Genomic DNA, 16436 nt, shown 5'->3' on the forward strand with positions numbered 1-16436 from the left:
GCTCAGGCGGGAGGATCCGGGGCCAAGCGCGCGGCCTTGAGCCCGAGGTGCAGCGTCAGGCGCTGGGTGCCGTCGTTCAGGTCGGCGCCCGTGATCTCCTGGATCCGTCCCAGCCGGTAGTGCAGCGTCGTCCGGTGGATGTGCAGCGCCGCGGCCGTACGGGTCGAGTCGCACGCGCAGTCGAGGTAGGTCTCCAACGTCTCGGTCATGATCGGCGGCCCCTCCCGCAGCAGCCGCCGCAGGCCGGCGTCGAGCAGGTCGGGCGTGAGGGACTCCGCCGGCAACGTGGCCAGGATCCGGTAGACGCCGAGGTCCGGGAACGCGGTCACCGCGCCGAACGTGGGCACCGCCCGCGCCACCCGCAACGCCAAGCAGGCTTGGCGATACGAGACGTGCAGCGCCGTCGACGACGACACCGCCTCGCCGATCCCGGCCCGTACGTCGACCGCGGCACCGAGCTGCCCGGAAACCGAACGCACCAGCCCAGCGACGACGGCCGACAGCTGCGCGTACACACCCTCGGCGACGGCGTGCGTCGTGAGCAGCAACCCCTCCCGCCCACGCGTGAGATACAGGCTGTGCCGCGGCGAGAACTGCCGCGAAGCACCGTGCAGCGCGTCCGCGAGCACGACCCGCAGGTCCGGCGGCACCTCCACCCCCGGCGAAGGCTGCACGACCGTCACCACGCAGGAACCCGACGACACGAACGACCCGAGATCCGCCAGCTCGGCAGCGGCAGCCTCGGACAGCGCGGCAGACTCCGACAAGAGATCCCGGGCGAGCTCGTTCTCCTTGCCCCGTTGGACTTTCTCCAACAACTGTTCCTGGTAGAGCAGCTGCCCGACCAGCCCAGCCTCCCCGTCGATGAGCGAGAGGTCCGAGTCGGACAGCTTCTCGTCCTCGTCGATCACCCAGAGGTAGCCGAGCAGGACCGTCCGGTGCGTACGGGCACGCACACCCGCGGCAGCTGCCCGAACTCCGGCCGCCCCGGCAGCCGCACCGGACCGGTCGCGCGCGTGATGCCCAACGAGAACAGCCACTCCGCCGAAGCTGTCGGCGTGGCGCGATGCAGGATCGCGTCGGTCCGCATGGGGTCGACCTGCCCGTTCACGATGCTGTACGCGAGCACGTTCAGCCGGGTGTCGTCGATCGTGACCGAGCGTTCCAGGCGCGCGCTCAGGGAGTCCACGACCTGCTGCAGTCCTGGGATCACCTCGGGCCTCCCGACCTGGCCGGTTGTCGTGATCGTACGACTGCGCCCACGATCTGAACGGCCGCGCGCCGATTCCAACGCGTGGCGCAGGCGTAGCGGAAACCAGACGTTTACGTTGGGGCGATGCCTCAGGAGATCGCGGAACGGCTGCTCGCCTGCCGGCAGCCGAGCGAACCGACGCTGAGCCCGGACGGCGAACGGTACGCGTTCGTCGTCGCCGACCCGACCAAGCCGAAGGGCGGTCGGCTGCGGTCGGCACTCTACGTCGGCCACCTGGACGGACCACCCGCCGAGCCGATCCCCGGCGAGGGTCGCGACCTGCTGCCGACCTGGTCGCCGACCGGGCGGTTGCTCGCGTTCGGCTCCGACCGTGCCGGCGCCGGAACCACCCTGTACCTGTGGGACGGCGACGTACGACCGGTCGGGGCGCTGCCCGGCGACGTGGAGGCGATCGCCTGGTCGGACGACGAACGCCAGTTGCTTGTCCTGGTCGCCCAGCCCGGCACCGACCGAGCCGGCGGGCAGGGCGCGACGAGGATCGGCGACGAGACCACCGACCCGCGTGTCTACCGCCCGCGCCAAGCGTGGCGGCGGATCTACCGCGTCGACCTCGCGTCCGGCGCCGCCGAGGCGGTCAGCCCCGAGGGCGTGAACGTCTGGGAGTTCGGCGGTACGGGCACCGAGGTGCTCGCCGTCGTCTCGCCCGACCCGAGCGAGAACGCCTGGTACAGCGCGACCCTCGCCCTGCTCGACCTCGGCCAGGGCACCGCGCGGACCGTGCACGAGTCGGACTGGCAGCTGCAGGCACCGACGCTGTCGCCCGACGGCACGACCGCCGCGTTCGTCGAGGGCTACATGAGCGACCGCGGCCAGGGCCTCGGCGAGCCCATGCTGCTCGACCTCGCGACCGGCGAGACAACCGCGATCGCCAAGGACAAGGACATCCAGCGGCTGAGCTTCCAGCCGGACGGCAGGCTGTTCTACGTCGGGCAGTCCCACCTGCACACCACCTGCGGGCTGATCGCCAGCGACGGCACGGTCGAGGAGCTGTTCAACGGACCGGCCACGCTCGGCTTCACCCACGTCCACCACGCCGCGATCTCCGCCGGCGGCAGCCGCGTGCTCGCGTCCGTACAGGCGCCCGGCAGACCACCCGAACTGTGCCTGCTCGAGGACGGCAGCTGGCAGCCGTTCACCACGATCAACGAAGGACTCGACCTCCCGAAGCCGAGGGTCGAGACCGCCACCTGGCCGACCGACGACGGCACGGTGATCGAGGGCATCCTGATGCTTCCGCCGACGCCGACCGACGAGCCGTTGCCGCTCGTCGTGTACGCGCACGGCGGCCCCAACAACGCCTGGACGCTGACGTACCTCGCCGGCTACAAGGGCCTCGGCAACGCGCTCGCCCTCGCCGGGTACGCGGTGCTGTTCCCCAACCAGCGCGGCAGCACCGGCCGCGGCCAGGCGTTCACCCGCGCGCACCTCGGCGACTACGGCCCGATGGACCTGCGCGACGTCGTCGCGGGCATCGACCACCTCGCCGACGCCGGCCGCATCGACCGCGAACGGGTCGGCATCGTCGGCGGCTCGGCAGGCGGGTTCCTCGCCGCCTGGGCCGCGACGGCCGGCAGCGAGCACTTCGCCGCGGCCGTGCCGATCTCGTCCGTGTCGAACTGGGTGAGCTTCCACAACACGTCGAACATCCCGCGGCTGACCGAGATCGAGTTCGGCTCCGACGCGTACGACGCCACCGGAAACCACGTGAAGCTGTCGCCGATCATGCACGCCCGCGGTGCGACCACGCCGACGCTGATCCTGCACGGCGAACTGGACCTGTGTACGCCGCTCGGCCAGGCGCAGGAGCTCTACCAGGCGCTGACCTCGGAGGGCTGCGAGGCCGAGCTCGTCGTCTACCCGCGCGAGGGCCATGGGTTCGCCGAGCACGAGCACTTTCTCGACTACTTCGACCGAGTCCGGGGCTGGTTCGACACCCACCTCAAGGGCGCAGGAAGCGGTCGAACCAGCTGACCAGCCGAGCCGTGCTGTCGACGACTGCCGGGATCGCCCGTACGCCGTGGCCCTCCTGCGGGTAGACGGCCAGCTCGCAAGGGACGCCGTGCGCGGCGACAGCGTTGTGGAACAGCACCGCCTGCTCCGGCGGGCAGCACCGGTCCAGCCCGCCGGCGAGCTGCAGCATCGGCGTCCGCACGTTCGCCGCGTAGCGGAACGGGCTCCGCGTCACGTGCCGCCCGGCCGGGTCGAGCGGGTCGCTGTCGAGGAACAGCGCGTCGAACTCCGGGATGTTCGAGCTGAAGTGGAAGCTCACGTAGTCGGTGTGCGGGTGCTGCGGCGCCGCGGCCGCGAACCGCTGGTCCTGGGTGATCAGCCAGGCGGTCATGTTGCCGCCGTAGCTGCCACCGGTGACCGCGAGTCGGCTCGGGTCGGCCAGGCCGTCGGCGACCACCGCGTCGACGCCGCTCAGCAGGTCGAGCGTGTCGGCGCCGTTCAGGTCGCCCTTGACCAGTCGGGCGAAGTCCTGCCCGCGTCCGGTCGAGCCGCGCGGATTCGCTTGCAGGACGGCGTAGCCGCGGGAGAGCAGGACGGCGAGGTACGAGTAGCTCATCAGCCAGCGGTCCCGGAACGCGCCGACCGGCCCGCCGTGGATGGACAGCACCAGCGGGAACGGCCCGCTCCCTGGCGGCAGCGAAAGCAGGCCCTGGATCTCCAGCCCGTCCGGCGCGGTCCAGGCGGTCGGCTCCACCCGCCAGGTCGGCAGCCCGACCGCGTCGACCCCGTCGTGCGCGAACGACAGCAGCGTGGTCGGCTTCCCGTTCGTCACCGCGACGAGCTCGACGAACCTTCGATGACTCTCCGAGGCCGTGAACACCGTGCCGTCGCGCGACGGCCGTACGCGTGGCAGCTTGCCGCCGAACGACTCGGTCGTCGCCCACAGCTCAGTGACCTCGCCGGTGACCACGTCGACCTCGCCCGCAACGGACTCCAGGCCACGGAGGCCGGCGAACGTCAGCCGGTCCTCGGTGCGCCAGCAGGTGTCGGTCACGTCGACACCGCGGGTGTCGATCGGGCGCGCGAACCCGTCCCGGTCGAGCATCAGCAGCTCGCCCTGGACGAAGCCGCGGTCGCTCGCCACCGCCTGGACCAGCGAACGATGCCAGCCCGATGGCGAGCAGGTGGGGGAGCCGAGCTGGTCGTCGGAGCGGTGGACCGTACGTACCTCGCCGCGGCGCAGCTCGATGATCGCGGCGGTCGCCGCGTACCAGGCACCCTCGTCGGCTCTCGTCGAGACGACGGCGAGCAGCTCGTCCTCGCCGCACCAGGCGGCCTCCCAGACGTTCGTCGCCGCCGACGTTGCTCGCTCCCATTGGCCGGATCGCAGGTCGACGATCGCGCACCAGCGCCGCCCGTGCTCGGCGTCGCACGAGACCACGGCGGGAGCCCAGTCCGCGCTGGGCGTCGTCGCGTCGGGCAGCGTCCCCGACCCGGCGGCGCCGGCCACGTCCGAGCCCGGATCGGCCACGCCCACGAGCAGTCGGGTGCCGGACGGCGACCAGCGGACGTACTCCGCGACGCCCGGCAGCGTCGGGACCGCGACGTCGGCCGGTGTCCCGTCGCGCGTGACGACGGCCGCGCCGTCGGTGGTGACGTACGCGAGCAGCCGCCCGTCCGGCGACCACTCGGGCGACTTGTCGTCCTCACCGCCGCCGACCGGGGTGACGACGTTGCGCGCGACGTCGAGCAGGTGGAGGCGGTGGATCGGTGTGCCGTTCAGGTCGGTGAGGATCGACCCGACGAACGCGACCACCTCGCCATCCGGGCTCGGCACCACCTCCGCCGCGCCGCTCACCTGGTGCAGCGACGGCTCCAGGTAAGCGGCGAACCACTCCTCGACCCGCATGCTCTCCTCCTACTGCAGCCAGTCGGTCGTGCCGGTCGGGACGGCTTCGAGCAGCGCTCTCGTGTACTCGTGCTCGGGCGCGGTCAGCAGCCGTTCCGTCGTCCCGGTCTCGACGACCTTCCCACGCCGCAGCACGATCATCTCGTCGGTGAGCTGCCGTGCGACCGCGAGGTCGTGGGTGATGAACACCAACGTGGTGCCGTTCGCGCCGACCGTACGCAGCAGGTCCAGCACCTGCGCCTGCACGGACACGTCCAGCGCGGCGACGGGTTCGTCGCAGACCAGCACCCGCGGCCGCAGCGCGAGGGCCCGCGCGATCGCGACCCGCTGCCGTTCGCCGCCGGACAGCGCGGCCGGCCGTCGCCGCGCGTACGCCGAGGGCAGCCCGACCTGCCGGAGCAACTCGGCGACGGAGGTGTCGCCCGGCCCGAGCCGTACGGCCTCGGCGAGCGCGAAGCCGACGGAGTGCGAGGGGTTGAGCGAGGAGTACGGGTCCTGGAACACGCACTGCACCGGGCCTTCCGGCAGCGAGATCGTGCCGGCCGTCGGCGTCTCCAGCCCGAGCAGGCAGCGGGCGATGGTCGTCTTGCCCGAGCCGGACTCGCCCACGATCGCGAGGTGCCGGCCCTCCCGCAGCTCGAAGTTGACGTCGTCGACCGCCCGCGTCGAGCCGAACGTCTTCGTCAGCCCGCGCACCGACAGCAGCGTCGGCGCCCGCTCGAGCTCCGCCACCGGTGCAGCGGCGGCGCGCTGCGGCACGGCGGCGAGGTCCGGCGCGAGCGTGTCGTGGCGTACGCAGGCCGTCGAGTGTGCGGCACCGACGAGCTCCAGCACCGGCCGGGCCTTGGCGCACACCTCCGTACGCCAGTCGCAGCGCGGCCCGAAGACGCACTCGTCCGCGAGATCATCGGGTCGCGGCACGCGCCCCGGGATGCCGCCGAGACGGTCGCTGCGCCGGTCCAGTGGCGGCTCGGCCGCGAGCAGCCCGGCCGTGTACGGGTGTAGCGGCTGCGTCGCCAGCTCGCGAGGGGACGCCGCCTCGAGCAGCGTGCCCGCGTACATCACCAGCACCCGGTCGCACAGCGCGAACGCGACCCGCATGTCGTGCGTGATCAGCAGCAGGCCCATGCCGCGGTCGCGCTGGATGCTCCAGATCAGCCGCAGCACCTCGCGTTGCGTCGTCGTGTCGAGCGCGGTCGTCGGCTCGTCGGCGAGCAGCAGCCGCGGGTCCTTCGCGATCGCCGCGGCGATCGCGACGCGTTGCCGCATGCCGCCGGACAGCTCGAACGGGTACCGCCTCGCCACGTCCGCGTCGATGCCGACCTCCGCGAGCCGGCGCGCGATCTCGCTACGCTCCCGGGAACCCAACGTCTCGGCGAGCTGCTGCCCGACCGTCGTCAGCGGGTTGAGCATGGTGAACGGATCCTGAAGCAGCAAAGAGATCCCGCCGCCGCGGACGGATCGCTGGAGCCGCCTGTTCGCGGCGCTCAGCAGGTCCGTGCCCTCGAAGCGCACGCTCCCCGTGGCGGCAACGCCCGCCGGCAGCAGACCGGTCAGTGCTCGTGCCGTCATCGACTTGCCGCTGCCGGATTCCCCTACCAGCGCGACGCTTTCGCCGGCGTCGAGCGCGAAGCTCACGGTGTCGACGATCGTCCGTTCGCCGGCCGCGATCCGCAGGTCGGTGACCTCGAGCAGCTCACTCATCGCGCACCGTCCTGCTGGCGAACCGTTCGTACGTCCAGTCGCCGAGGATCGTCACCGCCGCCGCAGTGAGCGTCAGCAGGACGGCAGGCGCCAAGCAGGCAAGGGGATTGAGGTCGAGCGCCGAACGGTTCTCCGCGATCATCAGCCCCCAGTCGGCGGTGCCCGGAGGGATGCCGAGGCCGAGGAACGAGAACGAGGACAGCGCGACGAGCCCGTACCCGAAGTCGAGCAGCACATTCGCCACGACAGTCGGCGCGACGTTCGGCAACAGGTGCACGAGCACGAGGCGCACGGGCCGAACGCCCAACGTCCGTGCGGCTTCCAGGTACGGCAGCTCCCGAACGGCGAGCACAGCCGAGCGCACCAGCCGCACGTCGGCGGGCACGAACAGGAACGTCAACACGGCCACCGCGGTGAGGTAGCTGCCACCCAGCACCCCCACGACGACGATCGCGATCATCACGCCCGGGAGCGCGAACACCAGGTCGGCGAGCCGTGAGATCACCGCGTCGACGAGGCCGCCGACGTACCCGGCGAGCAACCCGAGCGCGGTCCCGATCACCAACGCACCCACGGCAATCGCGAGCGGACCGAGGACGGCCGTGCCGGTGCCGGCGAGCAGCCGCGACCAGATGTCGCGGCCGAGGTCGTCGGTACCGAGCCAGTGCGCCGCGGACGGACCTGCCGTCGGCTGGGTCAGGTCCTGCAGCGACGGATCCATCGGCGCCAGCCAGCGCCCCGCGACGGCGGCGATCGCGACCAGCGCGACGAACGCGGCCGAGACCGCGACGGCCGCGCTCGGCAGGCGAAGGCGGCGGCGTTCGCCGGGACGGATCGCGGCCACGACGCTCATCGGAGCACCCTTCGCCGCAGCCGCGGGTCGAGCGCGAGGCACACGCCGTCCGCGATCAGGTTGACGCCGACGAAGACGACCGCGGCGAGCAGCGAAAGTGCTTGTACGACAGGGATGTCCTTGCCGTTCACTGCCTCGATCATCAGCGCGCCGAGACCCGGTAGCGAGAACGTCGTCTCCACGAGGATCGCGCCGGTCAACGACGACGCGACCACGAGCCCGACCGACGTGACGACGGGCAAGGCGCTGTTGCGCAGTGCGTACCCGAGCCAGATCGCGTGCCGGGGCAGGCCGCGCGCCCGCGCGAACGTCGTGTAGTCCTGCTCGAACACCGTCAGCGCTGCCGCCCTCGTCTGCCGCGCGACGAACGCCACCTGCGTCGAGGCGAGTGCGACGGCGGGCAGCGTCAGGTGGCTCACCCGTTCGGCCAGCCCGTCGCCCGCGCCGTACAACGGGAACCAGCCGAGCGCGACGCCGAAGACGTACAGCAGCACGATCCCGGTCACGAACACCGGAGCGCTCACGCCGACGACGCCGCCGAGTGTGACGACGCGGTCGATGCCGCTGTTCCGGTGCGCGCCGGCGATCATCCCGGCGGGCACGGCGATCACGACGAGGATCAGCGTGGCGTAGAGCGCGAGCTGCGCGGTGATCGGGAACCGCTCGCCGATCTCGTTCAGTACAGGCACCGACGACCGCACCGACGTGCCGAAGTCGAACTGGACCGCGTCGACCAGCCAGCGGCCGTACTGCACGAGGAACGGGTCGTCGAGGTGGTACTGCTCGCGGATCGCCGCGAGCGCCTCGGGCGAGGCGCGCCGGTCGCCGAGCAGGATCTGCTCCGGACTGCCAGGACTCAACGCCAGCAGGGCGAACACGGCGAAGCTGACCGTGAGCAGCACGAGGACGGCCGCCACCAGGCGGCGGCCGACGTATTTCGCCAGGCCTGTCACGACTTGGCGGGTCCCAGCTTCGCGACCAGCTGGCTCGGATAGAGCGACCAGATGCTGTAGTCGCCGTCGTACGTGAGGTCCTTGGACAGCGCGAGGCTCACGTCGTACATGAACAACGCGGCGTACGGCTGCTCCTCGGCCATGATCTTCGTCAGCTGCTCCAGCGCGGGTCGCCGTATCTCCGGGTCGGTGCTCGACTCCTGCGTCTGCAGCAGGGTCTCGATCTCCGGCGTGGTGAAGTTGGCGAAGTTCCAGCCGTTCTCGATCATCTGTGCCTTGCCCAGGCCGAGCGAGAGGAACGTCGCGGGGTCCGGGTAGTCCGGCGCGAAGTACGCGACGCGCAGGCCAAGGCTCTTGTGTCCGTAGAGCTCCGACGTCGCGGTCGTTCCGCCGAGCCCTTGCAGCTTGAGCGTGACGTTGAGCTGCTTGAGGTTCTCGGCGAGGTTCTGCAGGGTCTTCGCGACGACGGTGTCGGCCGCGGTGTAGCGCACGGTCGCGGTGAAGCCGTCCGGATGCGCGGACTGCGCGAGCTCCGACTTCGCCTTCTCCAGATCGAAGTCGTACGCAGGCAGGCCGTCGTACAGCGCCGTGACCTCGTCGGGGGAGAGCAGCTGGTTCCAGTAGTCCTCGGCCACCGGACTCTTCGGTGCCCGCGCATGGCCGTGGTACAGCGCGTTGACGAGGCCTGCCCGGTCGACGGCGTGCGAGACCGCGCGCCGCACGTGCACGTCGTCCCACGGCTTGGTCAGCACGTCGAAGGACAGGTAGACCAGGTTGGGCGCACGGGCGTACGTCACCTCGACGCTCTCCAGCTGGTCCCACTGCGGCGCGGTGTCCAACGGGATCGAACGCGTGGCGCCGACCTGGTTCGAGCGCATCGCGAGCCGCAACGACTCCGGGTCGGTGATGACGTCGAAGGAGATCTCGCGGATCGCCGGCTTCGGTCCCCAGTAGCTGTCGTTGCGGACGATCTTCGCGCCGTCCGAGGTCGAGTACGACACGATCTTGTACGGCCCGGTGCCAAGCGTGAGCCCCGTCGGCGTGCCGAACTCCTTGCCCTGCTTGCGAACGAACGCCTCGTTGACGATCGGTCCGACGAGCGCGGGGACGTACGCGAAGAACGGGTCGGGCTTGGTCAGCGTGATCGTGACCTCGCGCTCGCCAGTGGCCTCGATCGACTTCACCTTCGTGTAGTAGATCGAGTACTCCGACGCCACCTCGGCGTCGCGGTGCCGTTCCAGGGAGAACACCACGTCCTGCGCGGTGAGTTTGGTGCCGTCCCAGAACGTGACACCGTCGCGGAGTTGGTAGACGTACGTGGTCGGAGTGGGTTGGCTCCACTCCTCGGCGAGGTGGTTGGTGAGCTTGCCGTCCGCGGACATGACCAGCAGCTGGTCGTACATCGCGGTCAGGACGGTCGCGGAGTCGGCGTCGAAGCCGTGCGCGGGATCGAGGCTGCGGGGCGCGGCGCCGAGCGCGAACGTGAGCTTGTCGACGGCCTTGGGTGGTTGGTCGCCCTCGCCCTCGGCGGTGCGACTTCCCGCGCAGGCGGCGAGTCCGGCGCTGCCGAGCAGGCTGAGCGCGGCGAGGCGGCCGAGGTCGCGGCGGGTGAGTGCGTTCATCGTTGCTCCAACCTGTCCGGTTGAGGGCCAGAACGTACCGCCGTATGGCAGTCCTCTCCTTCCGCTGTGGGCAGGAGATCTGCCTGCCGCGTTCCAACCGGCGGCGGATGAGGTCGGCGGTCGGCGGTCGTAGCGTCCAGGCCATGGTTGCCACCGAGACCGTGGACGTCGTTGTCGTCGGGGCCGGCGCGGTGGGCCTGGCGACGGCACGCGAGCTCGCCCGGGCCGGGTACGCCCCGTTGGTGCTCGAGCAGTTCGCGCTGTCCCATCAGGCGGGGTCGAGCCACGGGGAGAGCCGGATCGTACGGCTCGCGCACGGCCGCGTCGACGACGTTCGCGATGCCCAGCAGGCGATGGAACTGTGGCGGCGGCTCGAGTACGACACCGGCCACCGGCTGTTGGACCGGGTGGGCGGGCTCGAGTTCGGCGTGCGGATGGCGGCCACCGAAGCCGCCCTGCGGGCGTGTGACGTCGCGGTCGAGGTGCTCGATGCTGTCGAGGTCGAGAAGCGTTTCCCCGGCGTACGTGCACTGGGCGAGGACGCGGTCTTCCAGGCGGACTCCAGCGTGGTGCGCGCGGACGCTGCCGTTGCCGCGCTGCTCGCGGATGCGCAAGCCCACGGCGCGGACGTTCAGTCCGGCGTCACGGTCGAGGCGCTCGACGTCTCCGCCTCACACGTCGACGTGCAGGTGGCCGGCAGGGTGGTGCGCGCCCGTTCGGTCGTCCTCGCCGCCGGCGGCTGGATCGCCGGACTTGCCGCCCAGGTTGGCGTTTCGCTCGACGCGCGGCCGACGCTGCAGTCGCCGACGTACTTCCGTTCCGGCCGGCCGACGCCGACGGTCATCGACATCCGCGCGGGAGGCACGGAGTTCTACGCGTTGCCGGAGTCGTCCGGAGCCGTTGTCAAGGGCGGCTTGCATGACCCCGGTCCGGCGCTCGACCTGTCGAGTGACCCGGGCTCGGCGCGGCCGTCCGTCGCCGCGGACGTCGCCGCGTTCGCGGACTGGGCGCGCGAACGCTACGCCGACCTCGAGCCCGATCCGTTCGACAGCTACGGCTGCATCTACACCTGGCTGCCCGAGTCGCGCTTCCACCTCGCGCGGCACGATCGGGTCGTGGTCGCGTCGTGCTGCAGCGGGCGGGGATTCAAGTTCGTTCCGCTGAACGGGGCGCGTGCGGCGCGGTTGGCAGCTGAGGTGTTGGGAGCATGACCTCCGTGAAGAACCTGCGCATCGGGCACTGGACCGACCTCGAGGCCGGGACCGGGCTGACGATCTTCCTGCCACCCGAGGGCTCGGTGATGGCCGCCGAGGTGCACGGGCAGAACGCCGGGACGCTGAACGTCGAGGGCCTCGGTCCGCACGGCGTCGCCGACGGCGTCGACGCGATCGTGCTGACGGGCGGGAGCTCGTATGGTCTCGCGGCCGCCGCACAGGCGGTGCACGTGCTGTCCGACCGCGGCGTCGGCTATCCCGTCGCCGGTCGCCCGCTGCCGGGCGTCGCGGCTGCCGTGATCTTCGACCTGCTGGTCGGTCCGCCCGAGTGGCCGACGGCGGCGTCGGTGGCCGCGGCGCTGGACGCCGCCGTACCCGCCGGCGAGGAGGCGCTCGGCACGGTCGGCGCCGGTACGGGCGCGACGGTCGGCGACGTGGACGGTCCGTCGAGCGCCACGAAGGGCGGCTTCGGTCGTTCGTGGACTGTGACGGCGCAGGGGCCGCAGGTCGCCGCCTGGGCAGTGGTGAACGCGTTCGGCGACGTGCTCGACGAGAACGGTCAGGTGCTCGCCGGCATGCGCCGCGACGGCGCGTTCGCCCGAGCGTCGGAGGCGCTGCGTACGGACCCGGACCCGCTGGTCTACTGGGGCCGCGCGACGACGCTGGTCGTCGTCGCGACCGACGCGAAGCTGACGAAGGCGCAGGTGGCGCGGCTCGCGCACGCCGCCAGCGGAGGCATGGCGAGCACGGTGTCGCCGTCCGGTACGGGGTTGGACGGCGACACGGCGTTCGCCATCGCCGCCGGAACGGTCGAGCCGAAGAGCGTGCTCAGCCTCGAAGCCGTGGCCGCGACCGTGGTCGCGGAGGCCGTCCGCAGCGGCGTACGCGCCGCGATCGGCCTCCACGGCATCCCCTCAGTCGCCGACCTGCCGTGATCATGTACGTGATCATGTAGCCGTACCGGCGCATAGGAACACTGCGCCTTCATGATCACGTACATGATCACCGGGTCTAGGCCGGCGCGTCCCCGTGGTCGGGGATGGGGAGCTGGACGCCGCCCTGCTTGGCCGACTCGTGCGCGACGATGCCCGGCAGGCAGTAGCGGGCCGCGATCCACGCGTTCACCGGCGGGAGCGTCTTGTCCACGACCGAGCGGACGAAGTCGTTCGCGAGGAAGTGGTGCGATCCCTCGTGCCCGTTGTGCATGCCGGTGTACTCCTTCGGCAGCGCCGAACGGTCGTGCACCGGCGCGCTGCCGGACACGAACGCGTCCCGCAGCGCCGGCGAGATGCCCTCGAGCTCCGGGTCGTCCAGGCTCGCCGACCGCCGCGGCTGCAGCAGGTCCGACACGTCCTCGACGCCGGACTTGTTCTGCCAGAGCGAGACCGTCGCCATCTGTTCGAACGAGGCCTCGGTGCCGAACACCCGCAGCCGGGACTCGCGGATGTGCGACGGGTAGCCGACGCGGCGCAGCTCGTTCGTCCGCATCGCCCCGCCGTCGGACATCTTGAACAACGCCGTGGCGTTGCTGATGTCGTTCTGCCAGAGGCTGACGTCCTTGTCGAAGACGCCGTCGCCGCGCTGGTCCTGCACGCCGATGCACGAGACGTGCGTCGCGTACAGGCCGGTCACCGACAGCACGTTCCCGACCGCGTGCGTCGGGTAGAGCATGGGCGGGAAGCTGGCGGTCTCCTGCCAGTTGTCGCCGCCGGAGTACTTGTACGCGTCGTAGAAGCCCAGATCCATGTCGTGGACGTAGTCGCCCTCGGCGTAGAAGATGCGGCCGAACGCGCCCTCGGCGATCTTGCTACGGCAGAACACCGACGACGGGTAGTAGTGCGAGGTCTCGCCCATCATGTACGTGAGGCCGGTCTGCTTGACCGCCTCGACGATCGCGGCGATCTCGTCGACCGTGATCGCCATCGGGACGCTCGAGTACGTGTGCTTGCCCGCCTGGATCGCCTTGAGAGCGAGCTCGCCGTGCGTCCAGCGCTGGGTAAAGATCGCGATCGCGTCGACATCGCTGGCGTAGAGCTCGTCGACGCTCGCGTACGTCTTCTCGATCCCGTGCCGCTCGGCCGCGGCCTTGAGTCGGTCCGGCATGATCTCGGTGAGCCTGACCTCGCTCACGTCGGGGTGCGCCTGGAACAGTGGGATGAAGCTCCGGGAGAACTGGCCGGCACCGACCACGCCGATGCTGATCCCCATGCCTTACTCCTTTACGAGGGAAACAAATCACCCCGAGTATTCCGAACCCCTGGCGGGCACGTCGCTTCCGTGCCCGTTGTCGGCCACTCCTGGCCGTGCCTGCGCCCTGATCCCCACCATGAGCAGGTCGAGGCCGAACGCGAACTGCTCGGCCGATCCGACGGCGAACAGCTCCTCGCCCAGCCCTGGCGTCGCCAGCGCGTCGACGACCTCGCTGGCCTGCCACCACCGTTCGTCGCGTACTCCCGCCTGGACCGCCATCGCCAGGCCTGCGGCCAGGTAGGCGACGAGCGTCTGCAGGACGCGGACGGCTGTTCCGGCTGGCAGGCCGCCTTCCCGCAATGCGGTCAACAGTCCTGCGCCGAGGCGGCGGCCGTGCTCGCCGAGCGACGGGCGGGACGCCAGGTGGGCGGCGATTCCCGGGTGTAGCAGCGCTGTCTGGCGCATCGCCGTGGCCGTGGCGACGATCCGTACGTCCCAGGCCTGCTGGGGATCCGGGTCGGCGACCTCGGCGAGCCCGAGGTCGGCGACCGCGTCGAGGAGGGCCTCGCGGTTGGCGAAGTGCCGGTACAGGGCCATCGGGTCGCAGCCGAGCCTGCCCGCGATCGCGCGCATGGACATCGCCGCCGGGCCGTCCTGGTCGCCGAGCTCGAGGGCCGTCCGGGCGATCGCCGCGGGGGAGAGGTTCCTGGCCATGCCGATCTGTCTACACCGTAGACAATGGGTCACGCAAAGTCTACGTTGTAGACATGCTCGCTCGTATCCTTCAGCTCGACTTCACGCTCGGGATCGCTCGCGTGGTCGCGATCCTGCTGGCGCTCGTGATGATCTGGTACTTCGTGACGTCCAACGCGATCCGTTCGGACAACCCGTTCCTCGTCCCGGACGCGCTGCTCACCGTGCTCCTCGTCGTGGCGGTCGTCGTGCCGCGGCCGCCCCTGTTGATCTTCGCGTTCGCGTGGGCGGCGGCCGTCTGGACGACGTCGCTGTGCACGTACGCGGTCCGCGGCGAGTTCTGGCAAGGCGCGAACCACCTCGCGCTGATCACTCCGGCGGTGGTGGCGGCCGTCCTGCTGGCGGTCGCTCGCGACTAGGACCTGTGGGGTAGGTCGGTGGTGCTGGCGGATGGGCGCACCGATGCCGCTCTACCTGGCATGTCGGTGCTTTACGCGGGGTGGATCCCACGTAGAGCGGCAAATGATCATGTAAACATGATCATTTGCCAGGTGGCTAGCGGGGGAGCGGCGTGTCCAGGTACGCCTGGAGCGGGGTGCCGGTGACCGGCGCCGAGCCGGGGTCGGCGCGCATGACGCGGTTGCGGCCGGCGGCCTTGGCGGCGTAGAGCGCGCGGTCGGCCTGCTCGAGCAGGCGGTCGAGCGTGACGCCGTCCTCGGGGTACGCGGCCATGCCGATCGACACGGTGACGAGCACCTCGACGTCGGCGATGTCGTCGTCGGACGGCACGCTGAGCGGCGTCCGCGAGATCTCAGTACGTATGCGTTCGGCCGCGTCGTACGCCTCGTCCACGCTGGCGTGCGGGAGCGCGACCACGAACTCCTCGCCGCCGAACCTGCCGACGAGGTCCTCGCGACGTACCAGCCCGCGCAGCGTCTGCGCGACGGCGAGCAGGGCGCGGTCGCCGACGAGGTGGCCGTACTGCGCGTTGACCGAACGGAACAGGTCGAGGTCGATGAACAGGATCGTCAGCCGGCCCTGGCGTGCGACCAGCTGGCTGAACAGGCTCTCGGCCTGCTCGCGCCACCAGGAGAAGTTCGCCATCTCGGTCTTGCGGTCGGTGTTGATGTCGACCTCGAGCTGGCGCAGTAGCAACGCCCGTTGGGCGATCAGGCTCGCGGGCACGGCGAGCAGGGCGAACCACGGCGTGAACGCGGCCGCGGCGGCGACCACACAGCCGAGGGTCAGCGCGATGCCGTCGACCGCCCAGTCCTCGGCGCCGCCGAACGCGTCCCGGAGCGTGCTGGTCGGCTTGAGCAACTTGATGGCGACCGCGCAGAGGATCGTGTCGAGCAGGAAGTAGCTGAGGCCGCCGAGCAGCATGCCGATGACCATCGCATTGCCGGCGGGCCAGCCGGCCTGGACGAGGATCCCGGAGATCCCCTGGAACAGCGAGTGCGCGGCCGCGGCGGACAGGACGGCGACGCCGGTGGAGAAGAACCAGCGGTAGGGGATGCAGTGGCCGGCGCGGATCCGCCACCAGGAGCGCTGCGCGATCGTGAACAGGACGGCGCCGGCGAGCGGGAGCAGGAACGCGGCGGCCAGCAGCCAGACCGGTTGGAAGTCCTTGTGCAGCGGGCTCGACGTACGGCGGCGACGCTCGACCAGGCGGGCGCCTTCGGTGCTGAGGATCGCGCAGGCGATGAGGATCAGCAGGACGCCGAGGTCCTGGGTCTGGAAGTCGCTGGTGAGGCCGCTGGAGAGGATGACGGCGAGCACGGCGACAGCGACGATGTCGACTGCCAGGACGTAGACCATCGCGGGAGCGGCGATCGACCACAGGCCGTATCGCCAGGGCACTAGCTTGCGAACTGCGGTGTGCTCAGCCATTCGAAGCCGTTCCTCGTGGGTCCAGGCGCGCCCCCGGTCGCGCAACGCTGCCACCGATTACCAGAATAGGGCGGATTGCCCACGGATTGCGACCTGCGTTGCGAATAATGGGACAGTTTCCCGCATCGTGGCCTTGATTGGCCTTGGTTGGCCTATGCAACGTCCGGCGCTGGTGGAGCGTGGGT

General features: G+C 70.8%; 14 protein-coding genes. 4 read left to right on the forward strand and 10 right to left on the reverse strand.

What is annotated here, in order from left to right; all coding sequences use genetic code 11:
- Nucleotides 1–2: 2 nt before the first annotated feature.
- Both JOD67_RS12610 and JOD67_RS12615 read right to left on the reverse strand, forming a co-directional pair.
- On the reverse strand, nucleotides 3–956 hold the full coding sequence (locus JOD67_RS12610) for a PucR family transcriptional regulator (protein WP_205117628.1): 954 nt from the start codon (nucleotides 954–956) through the stop codon (nucleotides 3–5).
- Entirely contained in the window at nucleotides 908–1213 is a 306-nt protein-coding gene (locus JOD67_RS12615; protein WP_205117629.1) for a hypothetical protein, read from the reverse strand. The genes JOD67_RS12610 and JOD67_RS12615 overlap by 49 nt, the downstream gene beginning before the upstream one ends.
- A gap of 123 nt (nucleotides 1214–1336) precedes the next feature.
- Between JOD67_RS12615 and JOD67_RS12620 the strand changes: the two genes are divergently transcribed.
- Nucleotides 1337–3244 carry a S9 family peptidase gene (locus JOD67_RS12620; RefSeq protein ID WP_205117630.1) on the forward strand — a complete coding sequence of 636 codons (1908 nt, stop codon included), beginning with the start codon at nucleotides 1337–1339 and terminating at the stop codon, nucleotides 3242–3244.
- Here the strand turns inward: JOD67_RS12620 and JOD67_RS12625 are convergent.
- Genes JOD67_RS12625 through JOD67_RS12645 form a run of 5 tightly spaced genes read right to left on the reverse strand, consistent with a single transcriptional unit; the run spans nucleotide 3213 to nucleotide 10264 of the window.
- Complete coding sequence (locus JOD67_RS12625; RefSeq protein WP_205117631.1) at nucleotides 3213–5132, reverse strand: alpha/beta hydrolase family protein; 1920 nt, start codon at nucleotides 5130–5132, stop codon at nucleotides 3213–3215. The two genes, JOD67_RS12620 and JOD67_RS12625, sit on opposite strands and share 32 nt — an antisense overlap.
- Nucleotides 5133–5141: 9 nt before the next feature.
- A complete protein-coding gene (locus JOD67_RS12630) occupies nucleotides 5142–6836 on the reverse strand; it encodes a dipeptide ABC transporter ATP-binding protein (protein WP_205117632.1) in 1695 nt (564 codons plus the stop codon).
- On the reverse strand, nucleotides 6829–7689 hold the full coding sequence (locus JOD67_RS12635) for an ABC transporter permease (RefSeq protein ID WP_205117633.1): 861 nt from the start codon (nucleotides 7687–7689) through the stop codon (nucleotides 6829–6831). The genes JOD67_RS12630 and JOD67_RS12635 overlap by 8 nt, the downstream gene beginning before the upstream one ends.
- Nucleotides 7686–8642, reverse strand: a complete 957-nt coding sequence (locus JOD67_RS12640; RefSeq protein ID WP_205117634.1) for an ABC transporter permease — start codon at nucleotides 8640–8642, stop codon at nucleotides 7686–7688. The genes JOD67_RS12635 and JOD67_RS12640 overlap by 4 nt, the downstream gene beginning before the upstream one ends.
- A complete protein-coding gene (locus tag JOD67_RS12645; RefSeq protein ID WP_205117635.1) occupies nucleotides 8639–10264 on the reverse strand; it encodes an ABC transporter substrate-binding protein in 1626 nt (541 codons plus the stop codon). The genes JOD67_RS12640 and JOD67_RS12645 overlap by 4 nt, the downstream gene beginning before the upstream one ends.
- Nucleotides 10265–10407: 143 nt before the next feature.
- Here JOD67_RS12645 and JOD67_RS12650 point away from each other — a divergent pair, with 143 nt between their 5' ends.
- Nucleotides 10408–11475, forward strand: a complete 1068-nt coding sequence (locus JOD67_RS12650; RefSeq protein WP_205117636.1) for an FAD-dependent oxidoreductase — start codon at nucleotides 10408–10410, stop codon at nucleotides 11473–11475.
- Entirely contained in the window at nucleotides 11472–12413 is a 942-nt protein-coding gene (locus tag JOD67_RS12655; RefSeq protein ID WP_205117637.1) for a P1 family peptidase, read from the forward strand. The genes JOD67_RS12650 and JOD67_RS12655 overlap by 4 nt, the downstream gene beginning before the upstream one ends.
- Before the next feature lie 76 nt (nucleotides 12414–12489).
- On the opposite strand, the gene JOD67_RS12660 is transcribed toward JOD67_RS12655, so the two are convergent.
- Nucleotides 12490–13686 (reverse strand): Gfo/Idh/MocA family protein, encoded by a 1197-nt coding sequence (locus tag JOD67_RS12660; protein WP_205117638.1) that lies wholly within the window; start codon nucleotides 13684–13686, stop codon nucleotides 12490–12492.
- 27 nt (nucleotides 13687–13713) lie between these two features.
- Nucleotides 13714–14382 carry a TetR/AcrR family transcriptional regulator gene (locus JOD67_RS12665; RefSeq protein ID WP_205117639.1) on the reverse strand — a complete coding sequence of 223 codons (669 nt, stop codon included), beginning with the start codon at nucleotides 14380–14382 and terminating at the stop codon, nucleotides 13714–13716.
- A 53-nt stretch (nucleotides 14383–14435) separates the two neighbouring features.
- Here JOD67_RS12665 and JOD67_RS12670 point away from each other — a divergent pair, with 53 nt between their 5' ends.
- Nucleotides 14436–14780 (forward strand): hypothetical protein, encoded by a 345-nt coding sequence (locus JOD67_RS12670; RefSeq protein WP_205117640.1) that lies wholly within the window; start codon nucleotides 14436–14438, stop codon nucleotides 14778–14780.
- A 136-nt stretch (nucleotides 14781–14916) separates the two neighbouring features.
- Here JOD67_RS12670 and JOD67_RS12675 read toward each other — a convergent pair whose 3' ends face one another.
- Nucleotides 14917–16251, reverse strand: coding sequence for a GGDEF domain-containing protein (locus tag JOD67_RS12675; protein WP_205117641.1), 1335 nt, complete (start codon nucleotides 16249–16251; stop codon nucleotides 14917–14919).
- Nucleotides 16252–16436 lie beyond the last annotated feature (185 nt).

Origin of the sequence: Tenggerimyces flavus (genome assembly GCF_016907715.1) — a bacterium.
Taxonomy (GTDB): Bacteria; Actinomycetota; Actinomycetes; order Propionibacteriales; family Actinopolymorphaceae; genus Tenggerimyces; species Tenggerimyces flavus.

Coding starts and splice junctions, on each gene's coding strand:
- JOD67_RS12620 (WP_205117630.1), top strand. CDS start 1,337: ATGCCTCAGGAGATCGCGGAACGGCTGCTCGCCTGCCGGCAGCCGAGC.
- JOD67_RS12625 (WP_205117631.1), bottom strand. CDS start 5,132: ATGCGGGTCGAGGAGTGGTTCGCCGCTTACCTGGAGCCGTCGCTGCAC.
- JOD67_RS12630 (WP_205117632.1), bottom strand. CDS start 6,836: ATGAGTGAGCTGCTCGAGGTCACCGACCTGCGGATCGCGGCCGGCGAA.
- JOD67_RS12635 (WP_205117633.1), bottom strand. CDS start 7,689: ATGAGCGTCGTGGCCGCGATCCGTCCCGGCGAACGCCGCCGCCTTCGC.
- JOD67_RS12645 (WP_205117635.1), bottom strand. CDS start 10,264: ATGAACGCACTCACCCGCCGCGACCTCGGCCGCCTCGCCGCGCTCAGC.
- JOD67_RS12650 (WP_205117636.1), top strand. CDS start 10,408: ATGGTTGCCACCGAGACCGTGGACGTCGTTGTCGTCGGGGCCGGCGCG.
- JOD67_RS12655 (WP_205117637.1), top strand. CDS start 11,472: ATGACCTCCGTGAAGAACCTGCGCATCGGGCACTGGACCGACCTCGAG.
- JOD67_RS12660 (WP_205117638.1), bottom strand. CDS start 13,686: ATGGGGATCAGCATCGGCGTGGTCGGTGCCGGCCAGTTCTCCCGGAGC.
- JOD67_RS12665 (WP_205117639.1), bottom strand. CDS start 14,382: ATGGCCAGGAACCTCTCCCCCGCGGCGATCGCCCGGACGGCCCTCGAG.
- JOD67_RS12670 (WP_205117640.1), top strand. CDS start 14,436: ATGCTCGCTCGTATCCTTCAGCTCGACTTCACGCTCGGGATCGCTCGC.
- JOD67_RS12675 (WP_205117641.1), bottom strand. CDS start 16,251: ATGGCTGAGCACACCGCAGTTCGCAAGCTAGTGCCCTGGCGATACGGC.